A 14,949-nucleotide genomic window follows, 5' to 3' on the forward strand; every position below is an offset into this window, starting at 1 on the left:
ATCGCCGGGCACGACTCCACGCCCCCATAACTCCACATCAAGATCGAGGAGTTATTTTTCGACAGCCCCCTGAGGGTGATGGTCACCACCGCTACCCGGAGACGCCAAGGTTTTCCAGCCTGCCGATTCTCCCACCGGCACGGCGAGCCCGTCAGTGAAACGACCAACGCCGCAGCCGACTCACCCCTGCTCTCGTATGTGCACGCCCCGGTCGACCGCGAGGTCGACGCTGATCTCCGCGACCAACTCGGGGACCACCAGTAGAGGATCGAGCGTTTGGTGCATGCCTCTTGACAAGGCAGCTCTTTCCTCGGCCTACTTTTACTGGCTTCCTAGGAAAGTGGTAGAAGAATGGAGGGGAGGCCATGTTCGTCTTCCATCAGGACTCCGCGTCCGGGGTCCCCCCCTATCTGCAGCTGGTCCACCAGGTCCGCGGCGCACTGCTGTTGGGCTACTTACTGCCCGGAGATCGTCTCCCGCTGATCCGTGAGGTGGTCGCCGAGCTCGCCATCAACCCAAACACCGTGGCCAAGGCGTATCGCCAGCTCGAGCAAGAGGGGCTGGTGCACGGCCGGCCGGGGATCGGGACCTTCGTCGCCGAATCGCCTCGCACGGCAGTCCCGTCAGGCAGCTATGCCGTCCTGCGCCGCAACCTGGAGCGCTGGCTGGACCAGGCGCAGGCGGCCGGGCTCGACGAGGCCGATGTCACCGCGCTGATCGCCGCCGTACGGCGGGGGACCAGCGTCGCAGACGGAGAGGGCGTGGCATGAGCACCGATATGGTCGTCAGCACCCGCGGCCTGACCAAGCAGTACGGCAAGCTGCTCGCCCTCAATGGCTGCGACCTGGATTTGCCGGCGGGCCGCGTAGTCGCGTTGGTCGGCCCCAATGGTGCGGGCAAGACCACGCTGTTGCGCCTGATCGCCGGGCTGTTGCATCCCACCTCCGGCACCGTGTCCGTGCTGGGCCGGGATGCGGCCACGCACACCGTCGCGGCCTTGTCCCAGGTCGGCTTCGTCGCCCAGGAACACCCCCTCTACAAGCGCTTCAAGGTGCGCGAACTGCTGCGTCTGGGGCGCGAGATGAACCCCGGCTGGGACCAGGCATACGCGGAGCGCCGCCTGGCCGGCCTCGACATTGGGCTGGAGCGCCGGGCCGGTCAGCTGTCCGGCGGGCAGCAGGCCCAGGTCGCCCTGGTCCTGGCGCTCGCCAAGCGGCCCCGGTTGCTGGTGTTGGACGAGCCGTTGGCGAGTTTGGACCCGCTGGCCCGGCGCGAGTTCCTGCGGTCCTTGATGACCGCTGTCGCCGACGATGCGATCACTGTGCTGTTCTCCTCGCACGTCGTCAGCGAGCTGGAGCGGGTCTGCGACTACCTGGTACTCATCGACGAGGGCCGCATCCGGCTGGCGGATGACCTCGACACGCTCCTGGCCGGGCATCGACTCCTGGTCGGCCCGCGCAACGGACACAGCGACGACGCCCTGCGCTCGGCGGACGGCGTGCTCACCGTTGTGCACGGTCAACGGCACATCAACGTTGTGGCCCGCACCGGCGCAGGCCCAGCAGCGCCCGGCTGGCAGGCTCATCCGCTCGGTCTGGAGGACCTCGTGCACGCCTACCTGGAGCAGTCCCACCAGGCCCGCACTCACCGTGCCGCCAGTGAGGTGAGTGGGCGATGAAGTGGCTGATCTGGCGCCAGCACCGCATGGATGCTGCCCTGCTGGCCGCCGTGTTCGCGCTGACCGCACTCGCGCTGGTCCCCAACGCCCTCGACATGCACCACCTGTTCACCGTTTCCGGCGTCGACGACTGCCTGCAGACCAAGCGCAGCGGCTGCCAGAGCGTCTTCCTGCAGGACATCGCCGACGGTTACCAGCCCTACATCAACAACGTGGTGCCCTGGCTGGTGGCACTGCCCGCGGCCGCCGGCCTGTTCCTCGGCGCACCCCTGCTGGCCCGTGAGTACGAGCAGGGCACTTGGCAGCTGGCCTGGTCCCAGTCCGTACCGCGCACCCGCTGGCTACGCACCAAGGTATTCGCTGCCGGAGCGGGCGTCCTGCTGACGTCGTGCGCGTTGTCGTGGCTGGTCACCTGGTGGTTCTCCGCCGATGCGAAGGTCAAAGGTCGCCTCGACATGGCCTTCTCGGTGCAGGGCCTGGTCTTTCCGGCGCACACGCTGTTCGCCTTCGCGGCCGGCGCGGTGGCAGGCGCCTATCTCCGCCGCACTCTGGCGGCCATGGCAGCCACCTTCGCCGCCTACCTCGTCGTACGGGTCCCGGTGGAGACGCAGCTGCGCATGCACCTGCTGCCACCCCGCCAGGTCACGCTCGACCCCACCGCGGAGAACGTCCAAGCGCTGCAGCCCGGACCCCAGGACCGGATCCTCGGACACGGCCTGGTCGGCCCGGACGGGCACCGGTTGAGCAAGGTCGAGGCCGACACCCTGGCCGCCGGCATGCCGCGCGAGGAGTGGCCCGGCTACCTGCACCGGCACGGCCTCAAGGACTGGTACGAATACCAGCCCGGCGACCGCTTCTGGACCCTGCAGGCCATCGAAGCCGGCCTGTTCATCGCGCTCACCGCCGTCCTGCTGACCGTGCTGGTGATACGCATCCGTCGACGAGCCATCTGAACCGGACTGCACCTCGTGAAGCGAGATGAGGACGGGCAGATCGTCGGGGCCGGCGACGAGGACAACGAGGACCAGGAGCAGGACGACACGCAGGCCGCCGCCGATTCGGCACTGCTCAACTTCTCCAGCCCCCGCGACGCCGCGACCATCGCCGCGTTCCTGCGCACCCGCGTCTACCGGCCCGAGAGCCTGGTGTGGCTGGAGGGCTACCAGGCCCTCCAGCGGTGGCGGGCCGAGAACAAGATCACCGGCCTGCACGCCGTCCCGTATGACGTGGAGACCGAGGTCGGCGTCACGAAGGACTTCCCGCTGGGCAGGTGGGTGCACCAGCAGAGGAAGGCGCTGCGGGCGGGTGAGCTGGAGGAGCGGCGCAAGACCCTGCTGGACGCCCTCGAGGCCGGGATGGTCTGGGAGCCAGGCGAAGAGGCGTGGGAGAACAAGCTCGCCGCGCTCCGGTCCTACCGGCGGGCCACCGGCCACCTCGCGCCCCGCCAGGACGCCGTGTGGGGCGAGAGCGAGGCGATGGTGCCCGTGGGCAAGCGGCTCGGTGATCGAAGGAACCGTCCTTGGGCCTAGGCTGGGCGGTGTGACCGACAGTAACAGGCGCCCGCTCGCCGTGTTCGACCTGGACAACACCCTTGCCGACACCGCGCACCGGCAGCGGTTCCTGGAGTGCAGGCCGCGCGACTGGGACGCCTTCTTCGCCACCGCGCCCGAGGACCCGTCCCTCGCGGAGGGCATCGCACTGGTGCACGCGAGCGCGCAGGAGTGCGAGATCGTCTACCTCACCGGACGCCCAGAGCGCTGCCGGCGCGACACGCTGGACTGGCTGGCCGCCCAGGGGCTGCCCGAAGGGCCGGTGCACATGCGTGGCGACGCCGACCGGAGGCCCGCCCGGTACACCAAGCTCGCGATCCTGCGCCGCCTCGCCCGCACCCGGGAGATCCGGGTGCTCGTGGACGACGACGAACTGGTCTGCGCGGACGCACGGCGGGCGGGATTCACCGTTGTGCACGCCCGCTGGACGGCCCCGTCGGGGGAGTTGAAGGCGGCACAGCAGCGGGAGGGGCGGACGTGACGGCCGCCCCTCCCGCTCCCTTCCGGGTGTGTACGGCTCCCGTGCCGTGAACGCGCCCGGTTGCTCGCGGCGGCTGCCTTCGGGGACGGGGCGGATGGCTCAGGCCGGCTCGTCCAGGCGGAAGCCGACCTTCAGGCCCACCTGCCAGTGCGCGATGCGGCCCTCCTCGATCTGGCCGCGCACCTGGGTCACCTCGAACCAGTCCAGATTGCGCAGGGTCTGCGCGGCGCGCTCGACGCCGTTGCGGACGGCCTGTTCCACGCTGTCGGGCGACGTGCCGACGATCTCCGTGACTCGGTAGGTGTGGTTCGACATGCGGGTGCTCCTCTCGTCGGTGGCTCCGCCGGTGCGGGCGCCGGAGGGCCGCCTCCTGTGTCACACGTCATTCCACCGTGCCCCAAGTAGTGGCCGAGTGCGAGATGTCGGGCCCCGCGCCCGGATCGTCGGCGGCCTCCTGCCCCGCACCACCGGCCGCCGCGGTGCCGAGGAGGAACACCACCCATGTCCGGGGCGGGAAGCGTTCCGCCCCGGACACGGCGCACTTCACGCCCGGCCGCGTCTCGGCGCGGATCCGGGCACGCCCTCCGTGCCCGGATCCGGTGCTCACGGCCCGTACACCGTCCGGGCCGGCTGTTCACCGGCCGCCGGGCACCTTGCCGCGCCTGTCGGACAGTGAACCGCTTTCGACGGAGGCGCTGGTGAGGCGGGGGTCCCGGTGATCCCGGGCCCTCGCTGCCGCCGGCCCCGTCAGCGCACCATGCTCAGCGACAGTGCGAACCGGCCCTCCTCATCCGTCCACCACCGGGCCAACTCCAATCCGGCAGCGTCCAGTTCCTCCCGTACGCGCTCCTTGCGGAACTTCGCCGAGACCTCGGTGCGCAGCTCCTCGCCCGCACCGAAGTCGACGGCGAGATTGAGCGCCGGGATCTTCACCGTCTGCCGGTCGCGCGAGCGCAGCCGCATCTCGATCCACTCGTGTTCGGCGTCCCACGCGGCCACATGGTCGAAGGCGGCCGGATCGAAGTCGGCGCCCAGCTCCCGGTTGATGACGGTCAGGACGTTCTTGTTGAACGCGGCCGTCACCCCGGCCGCGTCGTCGTACGCCCGGACCAGCACCTTCTCGTCCTTGACCAGGTCCGTGCCGAGGAGCAGCGCGTCCCCCGGGGCGAGCATCGCACGTACGGAGGCCAGGAACGCGGCCCGCTCGGCGGGCAGCAGATTCCCGATCGTGCCGCCGAGGAACGCGACCAGACGCGGTCCCGGGGTGTCGGGCAGCGTCATGCGGCCGGTGAAGTCGTCGATCAGGGCGTGCACGTTCAGCCCCGGCCGCTCGGCGGCGAGTGCCCGGCCCGCCAGGGTCAGGGCGCTCTCGCTGACGTCGACGGGGACGTACGTGTGCAGCCCGGTCAGGACGTCGATCAGGTGGCGGGTCTTCTCCGAGGAGCCGGAGCCCAGTTCGATGAGGGTACGGGCACCGGACGCCTCGGCGATCTCACCGGAGCGGGCGAGCAGGATCTCGCGTTCGGCGCGCGTCGGGTAGTACTCCGGCAACTCGGTGATCTCTTCGAACAGCTCACTGCCCCGTGCGTCGTAGAACCACTTCGGCGGCAGCGTTCTGGGGCTGCCGGTCAGGCCCTGGAGGACATCGGCGCGCAGGGCGGCGTCGGTGGCGTCCTCGGGCAGGGTGCGGGTGAGGTGGAACGGACTCACGGGCGGGGCTCCTTCGGTGGTGCCGGTGTGTGCGGTGTCGATGTGTGGGTGCTCGCCAGGGCGTCGCCCGGCTCCTTGAGCGGAGTGAGCAGCACGTCCGTGCGGCTCGCGGCCAGCAGGGTGCGGTCGGGGACCTCGCGCCAGTGCGGATCGTCGTCGTACGGCTCGGAGGCCACGACGGTGCCGCCGCCCGGCCGGGCGAGGTACCAGAGCGTGTCGCCCCACGCGGTCGCGGTGATCGTGTCGCCCTGGGTGAGAAGCAGGTTGAGCCGGGATCCGGGAGCCGCCGCGGCGACCTCCAGCACGGTGTCGGCCAGTGCCTGCCCCTCCTCGTCCCCGGTCCGCAGTCGTGCGAGCACCAGGGCCCACACGAACGCGGAGTCGCTGCGGGCCTCGAGCGACAGCACGTCCTCGGGTGGCAGGGTCGTCACGAGCGGCGCGAGCGTGCCCGGCCAGCCCCGCACGGCCCCGTTGTGACTGAAGAGCCAGGCCCCCGCGGCGAACGGCGCCGCCGCGGCCTCGCCGTCCGCACCCGGCAGGGTCGCGTCCCGGACGGCCGCGAGCAGCGCCGGGGTGCGGACAGCCCGGGCGAGATCGGCGAACGACGGATCGCCCCAGATCGGCCCCGCCCTGCGGTACCGGGCGGGCACCGGGTCGCCCGGCGCGTACCAGCCCACGCCGAAGCCGTCGGCGTTGACCGTCCCGTACCGCTGGTGCCGGGGCGCCCACGACTGGCGGTACAGCCCGTGCGGTGGGTCCACGAGGAGCCGGCCGAGCGGTTCCTCGGGGCCCACGTACGCGATATGACGGCACATCAGACGCTCTCCGAGCGGGCCGTGCGGAACCCGGAGAAGATCTGCCGCCGGAACGGATGGTCCCAGTTGCGGAACGTGCCCCGGCAGGCCACCGCGTCCACCGCGAACGAACCGCCGCGCAGCACCTTGTAGTCGCCCCCGAAGAACACCTCCGAATACTCCTTGTACGGGAACGCCCTGAACCCCGGGTAGGGCAGGAAGTCGCTGGACGTCCACTCCCACACGTCGCCGATCAACTGGCGTACCCCGAGCGGTGACTCGCCGGCCGGATAGCTGCCCGCGGGCGCGGGCCGCAGGTGGCGCTGGCCGAGGTTGGCGTGCTCCGGGCCGGGGTCGGCGTCGCCCCAGGGATAGCGCGCCGAGCGGTCGCCGGCCGGGTCGTGCCGGGCGGCCTTCTCCCACTCGGCCTCGGTGGGCAGCCGGCGCCCGGCCCAGCGGGCGTACGCGTCCGCCTCGTACCAGCACACGTGCAGCACCGGCTCGTCGGGCGGCACGGCCTCGGTCGCGCCGAAACGGCGCCGCAGCCACTGCCCGCCGCCCCGGCGCCAGAACAGCGGGGCGGTGACGGAGTTCCGGCGGACGTGGGCCCAGCCCTCCGCGGTCCACCAGCGCGGCTCGTCGTAGCCGCCGTCCTCGATGAACGCCTGGTACGCCGCGTTCGTCACCGGTGTCGTGTCGATGTGGAACGGCGCCACCTCGCGCCGGTGCGCCGGACGTTCGTTGTCCAACGCCCATGGCTCGTCCGAGGTGCCCATGATGAACGGGCCGCCGGGGACGAGCACTTCGGACGGGCCGGTGAACAGCGGCGCCGGCTGCGGGTCCGGGGCCGTCAGGGACCGCGGGCCGCTGCGCAGCTGATGGGTGATCAGCATCGTCTCGTCGTGCTGCTGTTCGTGCTGCGCGACCATCCCGAAGGCGAACCCCGCCTCGGTCAGCCGCTCGCCGTGGAACGCGGTGCTCTCGAGCACGTCCAGTGCCCGGCCGCGCACGTCCGAGGCGTAGCGGCGGGCCTCCTCGGGAGGCAGCAGCGGCAACTTCGGCCGCTCGGCACGCGGGTGCTCGAAAGCGTCGTAGAAGCTGTCGATCTCGGGCCGTATCGCCTCCTGCCCGCCGACGGCCCGCAGCAGCCACTGTTCCTCCTGGTTGCCTATGTGGGCGAGGTCCCACACCAGCGGCGACATCAGCGGTGAGTGCTGCGCGGTGAGATCGGGCTCGTCGACACAGCTGGTCAGCAGGGTGGTCCGGTCGCGCGCGGTGACCAGCGAGGCGACCGCGCGCTCGCGCAGGGCTTCGGCGTCGAGGGCGGGGTCGGTCATGAGGAGGTGTCCTTCCCGTGCGGATGCGCTCCGTGCGCGTGCGGGCCGGGAGCGCTGTGGGGGTGCGTGCCCGGCGTGCCGGGTGTGCCGTCGGCCCCGGCGCGCAGGGCGTCGAGCAGGTCGTCGGCCGGGCAGCGGCCGCGGGCGACATAGCGGTCCTGGTACGCCGCCACCGCGTCCACGACCTCGGTCGTGGCACCGAGTCCGGGCAGGGCCCGCAGCGCCGCCGGGAAGCAGACGGAGGCCACCTCGCGCAGCTCCGGGTCGGCCAGGCCCTCGCGGGCCGCGTCCCGCCACAGCGGGTTGTGCGGCGCGGGCATGCCATGGGCCCGTTCGGCCAGCGGCTTCACCGCCCGGTAGGCCGTCTCGGCGGCCTCCGGATCGTCGAACAGCGCCGTCGTCACGGCCAGCGGCACGATCCAGCCGTCGTCACCGGGCTGCGCGTCGATCATCCGCAGCTCCAGGTGGCCGCGCGGCCTGACCGGCGGGAACAGCGTCGTGACGTGGTAGTCGAGGTCTTCCCGGGTGGGCGCCCCCGGCGCCCCGGACCTGATCCACTCGCGAAAGGTCAGCCCGTCCGGCACGACCCACGGCCCGCTGTCCCGCCGTACACACATCACCGGCGCGTCCAGGACGTGCCGGGCCCAGGCACCGCGAGGCTCGGAGTCCAGCACGGGGCCGCCAGCGCGGCCGATGCCGATCTGAGCCCAGCGCAGCTGCCGGGTGGACAGCCAGCCGGTGGGCCGGCCGCCGGCCATCGGGGAGTTGGCGAACGCGGCCACCAGCACCGCGCCCAGCTGGTGCGCCAGCCACCAGCGCCGCACATGACCGAGGGTGCCGGGTTCCTCGTACCCGGCGTCCAGGCACACCTGCACGGAGGCCGACGTGCACATCATGGCGCGGCCGGCGGGGCCGGTGCGGTCGAGACAGCTCTCCATGGCGTCGTAGCGCGGTTCGCGCAGGAACCGGCGCGGTGTGTGCCAGGGGTCGTGGCCGAGGCCGACGAGGCAGAGATCGTCCTCGCGCAGTACCGCGCGGACGGCGTCGAGGTCGGCGCGGACGGTGCCGATGCACTCCATGAGGGAGGCGGCGGGCTGCGAGCTGAGCTCCAGCTGGCCTCCGGGTTCGACGGTGAGCGCCGAATTCAGGGGCACGTTCCGCAGAGCGGCGTAGGCCGCTTCGAGTCGTTCGGGTGTCACGGGGAGCCGCGGGGCCCGCAGCTCGTGGACGAGCCATTCCACCTCCACACCGAGGCGGCGCGGTGGTCCGGTCTTGAAGCAGATGCCCCGTACGAGGGCTTCCACCTCGGCTTCGGTGACGACGGGACGTGGCTCGCTACAGCCACTTGCCGAATCGGACATGTGGGAATCCTCCTGAGATGCCACCATGTCGCCGGCCCGGGGTCTTTTACCGGGCAGGCATCAACTCGTCCAGCCAAAACCCTCACGACGTGCGGCACAAGGGCGCCTGGCGGGCGTTTTGGGCCGGTAACCTCTCCGCCCCGCCCGTTTCCCAGGGCTTTTCCGCCCCTCCCCGGGCTTTCCGTGGAGGGGAAACTCCGTTGCGTTGCCTCCCCAGCATCGCTCACGATGCTCGTATGAGCACGACGGGGGAGAATCCGGAGAACATGCCGACGGGGAGCACGGGGGCGATCGCGGGGCGCGCGGTCACGGCGCGTACGGGGGTCGCGGCGTGAGCGCGCGTCTGCGCGGCATCGCGCGCGAGACCGAGCGGATCGTGGCGTCGGGAGGCTACCGCGCTCCGGCCGACGGTCGCGAAGTGCGCCTGGCGGCAGCGGTCGAGGCCGCGCAGGACGGTACGCGGATGTACGGGCCGGAGCCGCTGCGGGTTCCGGCGCAGGTGCAGGTGCAGGCGTCGGTCCCGGTTCCGGCGCGGTCTGCGGTCCGCGGTGCCCCGGCTCCGGGCGCCGGCGCGGCTTCATTCCCGGCCTCGTCACCGGCCTTCCGGCCGGTGGGGGCCCGGATCGAGGTCACCGGGGAGAGCAGCCTGGAGGCCGCCCGCCGGCTCACGGGAGAGGGCGACGGCACGCACAGCGTTCCCGCGGTGCTGAATTTCGCCTCCGCGCGCAATCCCGGCGGCGGCTACCTCAACGGCGCCCAGGCCCAGGAGGAGGCGCTGTGCCGCGCCTCCGCCCTGTACGTCTGCCTGTTGCGGGCGGCCGAGTTCTACGACCACCACCGGACGCACCGCGACCCGTTCTACACCGACCGCGTGATCCACTCGCCCGCCGTGCCCGTCTTCCGCGACGATCGCGGCCGGCTCCTCGACGAGCCGTTCCCCGTCGGTTTCCTCACCTCGGCCGCGCCGAACGCCGGCGTGATCCTACGCACCGCACCGGAGCGCGCGGCCGAGGTGCCCCGCGCCCTGGCGGTCAGGGCGGAGCGGGTGCTGGAGACCGCCGTGGCCCACGGCTACCGGCGGCTGGTGCTGGGCGCCTGGGGCTGCGGGGTGTTCCGGAACGATCCCGCGCAGGTGGCGGCCGCGTTCCGGGCTCCGCTGGAGCCGGGCGGACGCTTCGCGGGAGCGTTCGAGCATGTGGTGTTCGGGATTCTGGACCGCACGCGTGGAAGCGAGATCCGAACGGCTTTCGAGCAGGCGTTCGCGGACCTGGTGACAGCCTCGTGAGGGGCCCGGTGACGGAGTGACGGACCCGGTGGGAAGCCGGCCCAGGTCAGTTCCAGCCGTACCGCTCGCGCAGCCGGTGACGCACCAGATTGAACCGCATCCGGTCCAGGGCGCACGCCTCGCGGCGCATGCCGTCCTCGTGCAGCCGCAGTACCCGGTCGACGGCCACCCACGAATCGCGGCCCGAGCGGTCCCACGGCCCGCTCCCGATCGGCACCCAGTCCCGGTCCCCGTCCCGCTGCTTGCTCGACAGCTGCACCGCGAGGAAGGTCCCGGCCGGCTCCCGCGCGACCACGAGTACCGGACGGTCCTTGCCCCGGCCGTCGTTCTCCTCGTAGGGCACCCAGGTCCAGACTATTTCCCCCGGATCGGGATCACCGTCGCGTTCGGGCGAGTATTCCGTGCGTACCCGGCCCACCTCGCCGGGCTCGGCCTCCGTGGTGGCGGTGGGGCCGAAGCGGCCGGGGACTTCATCAGTGCTGTACTCGGTCACAGGCGTACCGTACGGGATGCCACCGCGGCCGTGATCAACTGCCTTGCCCGGCAAGGGCGCCTACGGCTCCCGGTGGGCCGCGGTAGACGGCGGTTGTGGCGCACGTGGTGGGAGGGTTCACGCTGTGCCGTGCACGCTCGCGCCCGTGAGTTCCCTGCCCGAGACCATCCCGGTCTCGATCCGTACGAACACCCCGTCCCGCATCGGCATCCAGGAATCGGGACCGGTCCGCAGCAGCCGCTCGTGCTCGGTGGGGTCGGTCACCACCGCGGCCCGGCCCGTGACCACCACGCTCCATCCGGCCCGGTGCTCGGCGTGGAATTCGTCGGCCTCGAAGGCCACCACGACCCCGTCGATGGCACGCACCAGGTCGGAGTCCCGCGAGGTGCACAGCAGCACGGAGGAGTCCGCGTCCAGGGAGAAGTCGACGGGCAGGACGGCGGGCAGTGCCTGCCGGGTGTACACGACGCGACCGACCGGCGCCTTGGCCAGCAGGCGCAGGCACTCCTGGCGTTCGAGTGCACGGAAACCATCGCTCTGGAACATCAGTCCATGGTCGGCGGCTGATCCCGTCCGGGCTAGGGCCGGACGGCCCTGATGAGACACCTGGGCCACCGACCGGTACCCGAAGAGCGGGTGCCTGCGTGTGAAAACGGTGCGGGTGGGTACTCCGGGGGCCGGTGGGGTCCGGCAGGGACGGCCGGGCCCTGCCGTCGAGTCCGTTCGAGTTCGGACGGGCAAAGGGGAAAACTGGTGGCATGGGCAAGGCCGCGCTGATCGTCATCGACATGATCAACACCTATGACCACCAGGACGCCGAGCTGCTGATGCCGTCCGCGGAGTCGGTCGTACCGGTCATCTCCGGCCTGCTGCACCGGGCGCGGCAGCGGGACGTCCCGGTGATCTACGTCAATGACAACTTCGGAGAGTGGCGTTCGCACCACGGTGAGCTCCTCGACAAGGCGCTCGCAGGGTCCCATGCACACCTCGTCGAACCGCTGCGGCCGACCGACTCCTCACTCTTCGTGGTCAAGGCCCGCCACTCGATCTTCTTCGATACACCGCTGCACTACCTCCTCCACCAGCAGGGCGTCGACCTGATCGTCCTGTGCGGCCAGGTGACGGAGCAGTGCGTGCTGTACTCCGCGCTGGACGCCCACATCCGCCACCTCGATGTGCTGGTCCCGCGTGACGCCGTCGCCCATATTCACGCCGACCTGGCGGATGCCGCCCTGCGGATGATGGAACGCAACATGAGCGCCCACGTGTGCGACAGCGACGACCTGTGGACGGAGTGACGGCGCAGGCCCGTCCGTCGGTGCGGGACCGGAACGCGTCGAACCGCGCGACACTGACCGTATGGCGCGTACCACAAGCTCTCCCGACGGCGCGTACCACAGGCTCTCCCACTGCTTCCTCACCCTCCACTCCGCAGCACCTGCCCGCCGAGCTGTGCCCCTGTCTGCGGGAGCTGCTCCGTCGCACCCACACGGTCTGCGGCCCCTACCTGGTGAGTGTCCCCGCGGTCGGATCCGTCGCGCTGGGGGACTACCGGCACGGGCGCAGCGACGTCGACGTCACGGTCGTGGTGGACCCGTCGTTGCCCGGCGGGGCGCCGCACGAGCCGACCGGCGCGCTCGCGCACCCCGCACTGCCGTGTCCGGCGGCCGGTCTGGAACTGGCCGTCTGAGGCGCCGACTTCGCCGCCCGCCCGTCGGACGAGGCCGGCTATCTGCTGGACCTCGACACCGGTGCGGCGCTGCCGGGCAAGGTGGGTCTCGACCCGGCGGAGTCCGCGCCCTTCTGGTACGTCATCGACCGTTCCATCGCCTTCCGCGCCGGGCGTTCACTGTTCGGCAGGCAGGCAGGCAGGCACGGGCGGTGATCGCCGAACCGCAACGCGCCGCGCTGCTCGAGGCGTTGCGTGCCGCCGTCCGCGAGCACGCCGATGGCGAAGAACATCTGGCGGACAACCGGGTACTCGACGGCTGCCGCTCCCTGGTGTTCTGCCATCCGTCCGCGGCCGGCGAAAAACCCTCGACGGCCGTCGACGCAGCTGCATACCATCAACGTGCGGCATCGCGTGCCGGTCATCGGCTGGGTGAGGCATGGAGGCGCCGCGGATGCCCGTGGAGGCATTGAACAGTGTCAGTCGAGTTCAACCACACCATCGTTCTCACCCGTGACCGGGAGAAGTCCGCCCATTTCCTCGCCCGGATCCTGGGGCTCGAGGTCGGCGAACCGGCCGGAGTCTTCCTTCCCGTGACGACGGCCAACGGCGTCACCCTGGACTTCGCGACCATCGACGCCGACATCCCGGTACAGCACTACGCGTTCCTGGTCTCCGAGGAGGAGTTCGCCCCCATCCTCGACCGGCTCGTGGACGCCGAAATCCCCATCCAGGCCGATCCGCACGGTCGCCACCCGCGCCGCATCAACCGCCACGACGGCGGCCGCGGCGTGTACTTCACCGACCCGGCCGGTCACGGTCTGGAAGTCATCACCCGCCCCTACGGAACCGACCCCGACTCCCCGTTCAACGGCGTCACGGAGGAGGTCCCCGGGGCGGTCTGATCCGTCCGGGCGACCGGTCCGAGCGGCCCGGGAAAACGCCACGGCCCGCCCGGCCGGGCCCTTTGGCGGTCCCTCCCAGGCCCGTTCAGACGACGGCGTCCGCGCGCAGGGCCGCGATGTCGGCGGGGGAGTGGCCGAGGTCGCCGAGGATGGACTCGGTGTGCTCGCCGACGGCGGGCACCGGGTCCATGCGGGGCGGGAGACCCGCGAGGTCGGCCGGGGGGAGCAGGGCCTCCACCGTCGCGCCGGGGACCGCCACCTCGTGCCAGCGGGCGCGGGCGGCGAGGACCGGATGGCCGAGGAAGGCGGTGACGTCGTTGACTCCCGCGCAGGCGATGCCGACCGCCTCCAGGTCCTCGAGGAGCTCGTCGGCGTCGGAGCGGGCGAAGCGCTCGGCGATCACGGCATCGAGTTCTTCGCGGTGCGCCACGCGCGCGGAACCGGTCGCGAAGCGCGGATCGCCGGCCAGCTCGGGACGGCCCAGGAACTCGGTGCACAGAGCCGCCCACTCGCGCTCGTTCTGGATGGAGAACAGCACCTCGCGGCCGTCCGCGGTCCGGTACGTGCCGTACGGGGCGATGGTGGCGTGCTGCGTGCCCAGGCGCGGGGGTTGGCTGCCGCCGTAACGGGTGTAGTAGGCGGGCTGGCCCATCCACTCGGCCAGGGCCTCGAACAGCGACACCTCCACGGGATGGACGGTGCCGGCGGTCGCCCGGGTGTAGAGAGCGGTGAGGACCCCGCTGTACGCGTACATCCCGGCGGCGATGTCGGCCACCGAGATGCCGGTGCGGGCGGTCCCCTCCGGCGTTCCGGTCAGCGACACCAGGCCCGTCTGGCACTGCACCAGCAGGTCGTACGCCTTGCGGTCGGCCCAGGGGCCGGTCGTGCCGTAGCCGGAGACGGTGCACGGAATCAGGCGGGGGTGACGCCGGGCGAGCTCGTCGGTTCCCAGGCCGAGCCGGCCGGCCGCGCCCGGTGCCAGGTTCTGCACGAACACGTCTGCTCCGGTGAGGAGTTGGTGCAGGATCTCGCGGCCCCGCGGATCCTTGAGGTTCAGCGTGAGGGACTCCTTGGACCGGTTGAGCCACACGAAGTAGCTGGAGTGGCCGTGGACGGTCGTGTCGTAGCGGCGTGCGAAGTCGCCCTCGCCCGGCCGCTCCACCTTGATCACGCGGGCTCCGAGGTCGGCGAGCTGCCGGGTGGCGTATGGCGCGGCCACGGCCTGCTCCAGGCTGACCACCGTGACCCCGGACAGGGGATGTCTCTGCACGTCCACGTCCTCCGCTTGCCTTCCGCTCGTCTTCTTGGACCGAACCCGACCGCCTGCCCCGTCCGCTTGATCAGTACAGCCGGTGCGAGCGGCCTGTCAACGGCCGCCCCGGCCCGTTGGGCCCGCTCAGCCGCGTGTCCCGCACGTCCGGGTGGGCGGGATCCCGGCGGGCGGCCTGCTGCGGGTGACGACGCGCGCGCCGCGGCCGTCGACGGCACGCACCTGGAGCGAGCCGCATCCGCAACGGGTCCACACCGTGCTGCCCGCGGCGGTGCTGTGCCGCGACACCAGCTGGAACGGTTCGGCGTCGTCCGGCCATCCGCAGTACGGGCAGACGACGCCGGTCGCACCGGTGGGTCCGTACGCGCTGGTCATGGTGGCTCCTCGGCTTCTCGAACGTCCGGTTGTCGGTTCCC

Annotated in this window: 19 protein-coding genes and 1 pseudogene; 9 read left to right on the plus strand and 11 right to left on the minus strand. The window is 71.6% G+C overall.

Going from position 1 to position 14,949, the window contains the following annotated elements; genetic code table 11:
- Positions 1–365 precede the first annotated feature (365 nt).
- The 5 genes and pseudogenes from ACFP2V_RS08880 to ACFP2V_RS08900 all read left to right on the plus strand — a co-directional run bounded on the left by ACFP2V_RS08880 (position 366) and on the right by ACFP2V_RS08900 (position 3,709).
- Positions 366–770, plus strand: coding sequence for a GntR family transcriptional regulator (locus ACFP2V_RS08880; protein ID WP_381208089.1), 405 nt, complete (start codon positions 366–368; stop codon positions 768–770).
- Positions 767–1,678 carry an ABC transporter ATP-binding protein gene (locus ACFP2V_RS08885; RefSeq protein WP_381208092.1) on the plus strand — a complete coding sequence of 304 codons (912 nt, stop codon included), beginning with the start codon at positions 767–769 and terminating at the stop codon, positions 1,676–1,678. Before ACFP2V_RS08880 ends, ACFP2V_RS08885 begins: the two co-directional genes overlap by 4 nt.
- On the plus strand, positions 1,675–2,631 hold the full coding sequence (locus tag ACFP2V_RS08890) for an ABC transporter permease subunit (protein ID WP_381208095.1): 957 nt from the start codon (positions 1,675–1,677) through the stop codon (positions 2,629–2,631). The genes ACFP2V_RS08885 and ACFP2V_RS08890 overlap by 4 nt, the downstream gene beginning before the upstream one ends.
- Positions 2,632–2,646: 15 nt before the next feature.
- Positions 2,647–3,195, plus strand: a pseudogene (locus ACFP2V_RS08895) (helicase associated domain-containing protein); the annotation flags it as partial.
- 22 nt (positions 3,196–3,217) lie between these two features.
- The gene (locus tag ACFP2V_RS08900) at positions 3,218–3,709 is read left to right on the plus strand and encodes a phosphatase domain-containing protein (protein WP_381208097.1); all 492 of its coding nucleotides are present in this window, start codon (positions 3,218–3,220) and stop codon (positions 3,707–3,709) included.
- A gap of 99 nt (positions 3,710–3,808) precedes the next feature.
- Here the strand turns inward: ACFP2V_RS08900 and ACFP2V_RS08905 are convergent, their stop codons facing one another.
- From ACFP2V_RS08905 to egtA, 6 genes are all read right to left on the minus strand, one after another.
- Positions 3,809–4,024, minus strand: coding sequence for a dodecin (locus tag ACFP2V_RS08905; protein WP_381208100.1), 216 nt, complete (start codon positions 4,022–4,024; stop codon positions 3,809–3,811).
- A 67-nt stretch (positions 4,025–4,091) separates the two neighbouring features.
- Entirely contained in the window at positions 4,092–4,316 is a 225-nt protein-coding gene (locus tag ACFP2V_RS08910; protein ID WP_381208103.1) for a hypothetical protein, read from the minus strand.
- A 140-nt stretch (positions 4,317–4,456) separates the two neighbouring features.
- A complete protein-coding gene (gene egtD / locus ACFP2V_RS08915; RefSeq protein ID WP_381208106.1) occupies positions 4,457–5,419 on the minus strand; it encodes an L-histidine N(alpha)-methyltransferase in 963 nt (320 codons plus the stop codon).
- Positions 5,416–6,234, minus strand: coding sequence for an ergothioneine biosynthesis protein EgtC (gene egtC / locus ACFP2V_RS08920; protein WP_381208109.1), 819 nt, complete (start codon positions 6,232–6,234; stop codon positions 5,416–5,418). Before egtC ends, egtD begins: the two co-directional genes overlap by 4 nt.
- Positions 6,234–7,550, minus strand: coding sequence for an ergothioneine biosynthesis protein EgtB (gene egtB / locus ACFP2V_RS08925; RefSeq protein WP_381208112.1), 1,317 nt, complete (start codon positions 7,548–7,550; stop codon positions 6,234–6,236). The genes egtC and egtB overlap by 1 nt, the downstream gene beginning before the upstream one ends.
- A complete protein-coding gene (gene egtA, locus ACFP2V_RS08930) occupies positions 7,547–8,911 on the minus strand; it encodes an ergothioneine biosynthesis glutamate--cysteine ligase EgtA (protein WP_381208115.1) in 1,365 nt (454 codons plus the stop codon). Before egtA ends, egtB begins: the two co-directional genes overlap by 4 nt.
- 331 nt (positions 8,912–9,242) lie before the next feature.
- Here egtA and ACFP2V_RS08935 point away from each other — a divergent pair, with 331 nt between their 5' ends.
- Positions 9,243–10,196 carry a TIGR02452 family protein gene (locus tag ACFP2V_RS08935; RefSeq protein WP_381208118.1) on the plus strand — a complete coding sequence of 318 codons (954 nt, stop codon included), beginning with the start codon at positions 9,243–9,245 and terminating at the stop codon, positions 10,194–10,196.
- Positions 10,197–10,242: 46 nt separating this feature from the next.
- Here ACFP2V_RS08935 and ACFP2V_RS08940 read toward each other — a convergent pair whose 3' ends face one another.
- Positions 10,243–10,689 (minus strand): type II toxin-antitoxin system PemK/MazF family toxin, encoded by a 447-nt coding sequence (locus tag ACFP2V_RS08940; RefSeq protein WP_381208121.1) that lies wholly within the window; start codon positions 10,687–10,689, stop codon positions 10,243–10,245.
- A 117-nt stretch (positions 10,690–10,806) separates the two neighbouring features.
- Entirely contained in the window at positions 10,807–11,235 is a 429-nt protein-coding gene (locus ACFP2V_RS08945; RefSeq protein ID WP_381208124.1) for a pyridoxamine 5'-phosphate oxidase family protein, read from the minus strand.
- Between the two features lie 212 nt (positions 11,236–11,447).
- On the opposite strand from ACFP2V_RS08945, the gene ACFP2V_RS08950 reads away from it, so the two are divergent.
- Positions 11,448–11,987 carry a cysteine hydrolase family protein gene (locus ACFP2V_RS08950; RefSeq protein ID WP_381208127.1) on the plus strand — a complete coding sequence of 180 codons (540 nt, stop codon included), beginning with the start codon at positions 11,448–11,450 and terminating at the stop codon, positions 11,985–11,987.
- A complete protein-coding gene (locus ACFP2V_RS08955; protein WP_381208130.1) occupies positions 11,975–12,379 on the plus strand; it encodes a nucleotidyltransferase domain-containing protein in 405 nt (134 codons plus the stop codon). Before ACFP2V_RS08950 ends, ACFP2V_RS08955 begins: the two co-directional genes overlap by 13 nt.
- 38 nt (positions 12,380–12,417) lie before the next feature.
- Here the strand turns inward: ACFP2V_RS08955 and ACFP2V_RS08960 are convergent, their stop codons facing one another.
- Positions 12,418–12,702, minus strand: coding sequence for a hypothetical protein (locus tag ACFP2V_RS08960; protein WP_381208133.1), 285 nt, complete (start codon positions 12,700–12,702; stop codon positions 12,418–12,420).
- Between the two features lie 132 nt (positions 12,703–12,834).
- On the opposite strand from ACFP2V_RS08960, the gene ACFP2V_RS08965 reads away from it, so the two are divergent.
- Complete coding sequence (locus ACFP2V_RS08965; RefSeq protein ID WP_381208135.1) at positions 12,835–13,263, plus strand: VOC family protein; 429 nt, start codon at positions 12,835–12,837, stop codon at positions 13,261–13,263.
- An 85-nt stretch (positions 13,264–13,348) separates the two neighbouring features.
- Here ACFP2V_RS08965 and ACFP2V_RS08970 read toward each other — a convergent pair whose 3' ends face one another.
- Both ACFP2V_RS08970 and ACFP2V_RS08975 read right to left on the minus strand, forming a co-directional pair.
- A complete protein-coding gene (locus ACFP2V_RS08970; RefSeq protein WP_381208138.1) occupies positions 13,349–14,539 on the minus strand; it encodes a CaiB/BaiF CoA transferase family protein in 1,191 nt (396 codons plus the stop codon).
- A 120-nt stretch (positions 14,540–14,659) separates the two neighbouring features.
- Positions 14,660–14,908 carry a hypothetical protein gene (locus ACFP2V_RS08975; RefSeq protein WP_381208141.1) on the minus strand — a complete coding sequence of 83 codons (249 nt, stop codon included), beginning with the start codon at positions 14,906–14,908 and terminating at the stop codon, positions 14,660–14,662.
- Positions 14,909–14,949: the final 41 nt, after the last annotated feature.

The organism is Streptomyces incanus (assembly GCF_042656345.1).
GTDB classification, from domain to species: domain Bacteria; phylum Actinomycetota; class Actinomycetes; order Streptomycetales; family Streptomycetaceae; genus Streptomyces; species Streptomyces incanus.

Coding starts and splice junctions, on each gene's coding strand:
- ACFP2V_RS08880 (WP_381208089.1), top strand. CDS start 366: ATGTTCGTCTTCCATCAGGACTCCGCGTCCGGGGTCCCCCCCTATCTG.
- ACFP2V_RS08885 (WP_381208092.1), top strand. CDS start 767: ATGAGCACCGATATGGTCGTCAGCACCCGCGGCCTGACCAAGCAGTAC.
- ACFP2V_RS08890 (WP_381208095.1), top strand. CDS start 1,675: ATGAAGTGGCTGATCTGGCGCCAGCACCGCATGGATGCTGCCCTGCTG.
- ACFP2V_RS08905 (WP_381208100.1), bottom strand. CDS start 4,024: ATGTCGAACCACACCTACCGAGTCACGGAGATCGTCGGCACGTCGCCC.
- egtC (WP_381208109.1), bottom strand. CDS start 6,234: ATGTGCCGTCATATCGCGTACGTGGGCCCCGAGGAACCGCTCGGCCGG.
- egtB (WP_381208112.1), bottom strand. CDS start 7,550: ATGACCGACCCCGCCCTCGACGCCGAAGCCCTGCGCGAGCGCGCGGTC.
- egtA (WP_381208115.1), bottom strand. CDS start 8,911: ATGTCCGATTCGGCAAGTGGCTGTAGCGAGCCACGTCCCGTCGTCACC.
- ACFP2V_RS08945 (WP_381208124.1), bottom strand. CDS start 11,235: ATGTTCCAGAGCGATGGTTTCCGTGCACTCGAACGCCAGGAGTGCCTG.
- ACFP2V_RS08950 (WP_381208127.1), top strand. CDS start 11,448: ATGGGCAAGGCCGCGCTGATCGTCATCGACATGATCAACACCTATGAC.
- ACFP2V_RS08960 (WP_381208133.1), bottom strand. CDS start 12,702: ATGGCAGAACACCAGGGAGCGGCAGCCGTCGAGTACCCGGTTGTCCGC.
- ACFP2V_RS08975 (WP_381208141.1), bottom strand. CDS start 14,908: ATGACCAGCGCGTACGGACCCACCGGTGCGACCGGCGTCGTCTGCCCG.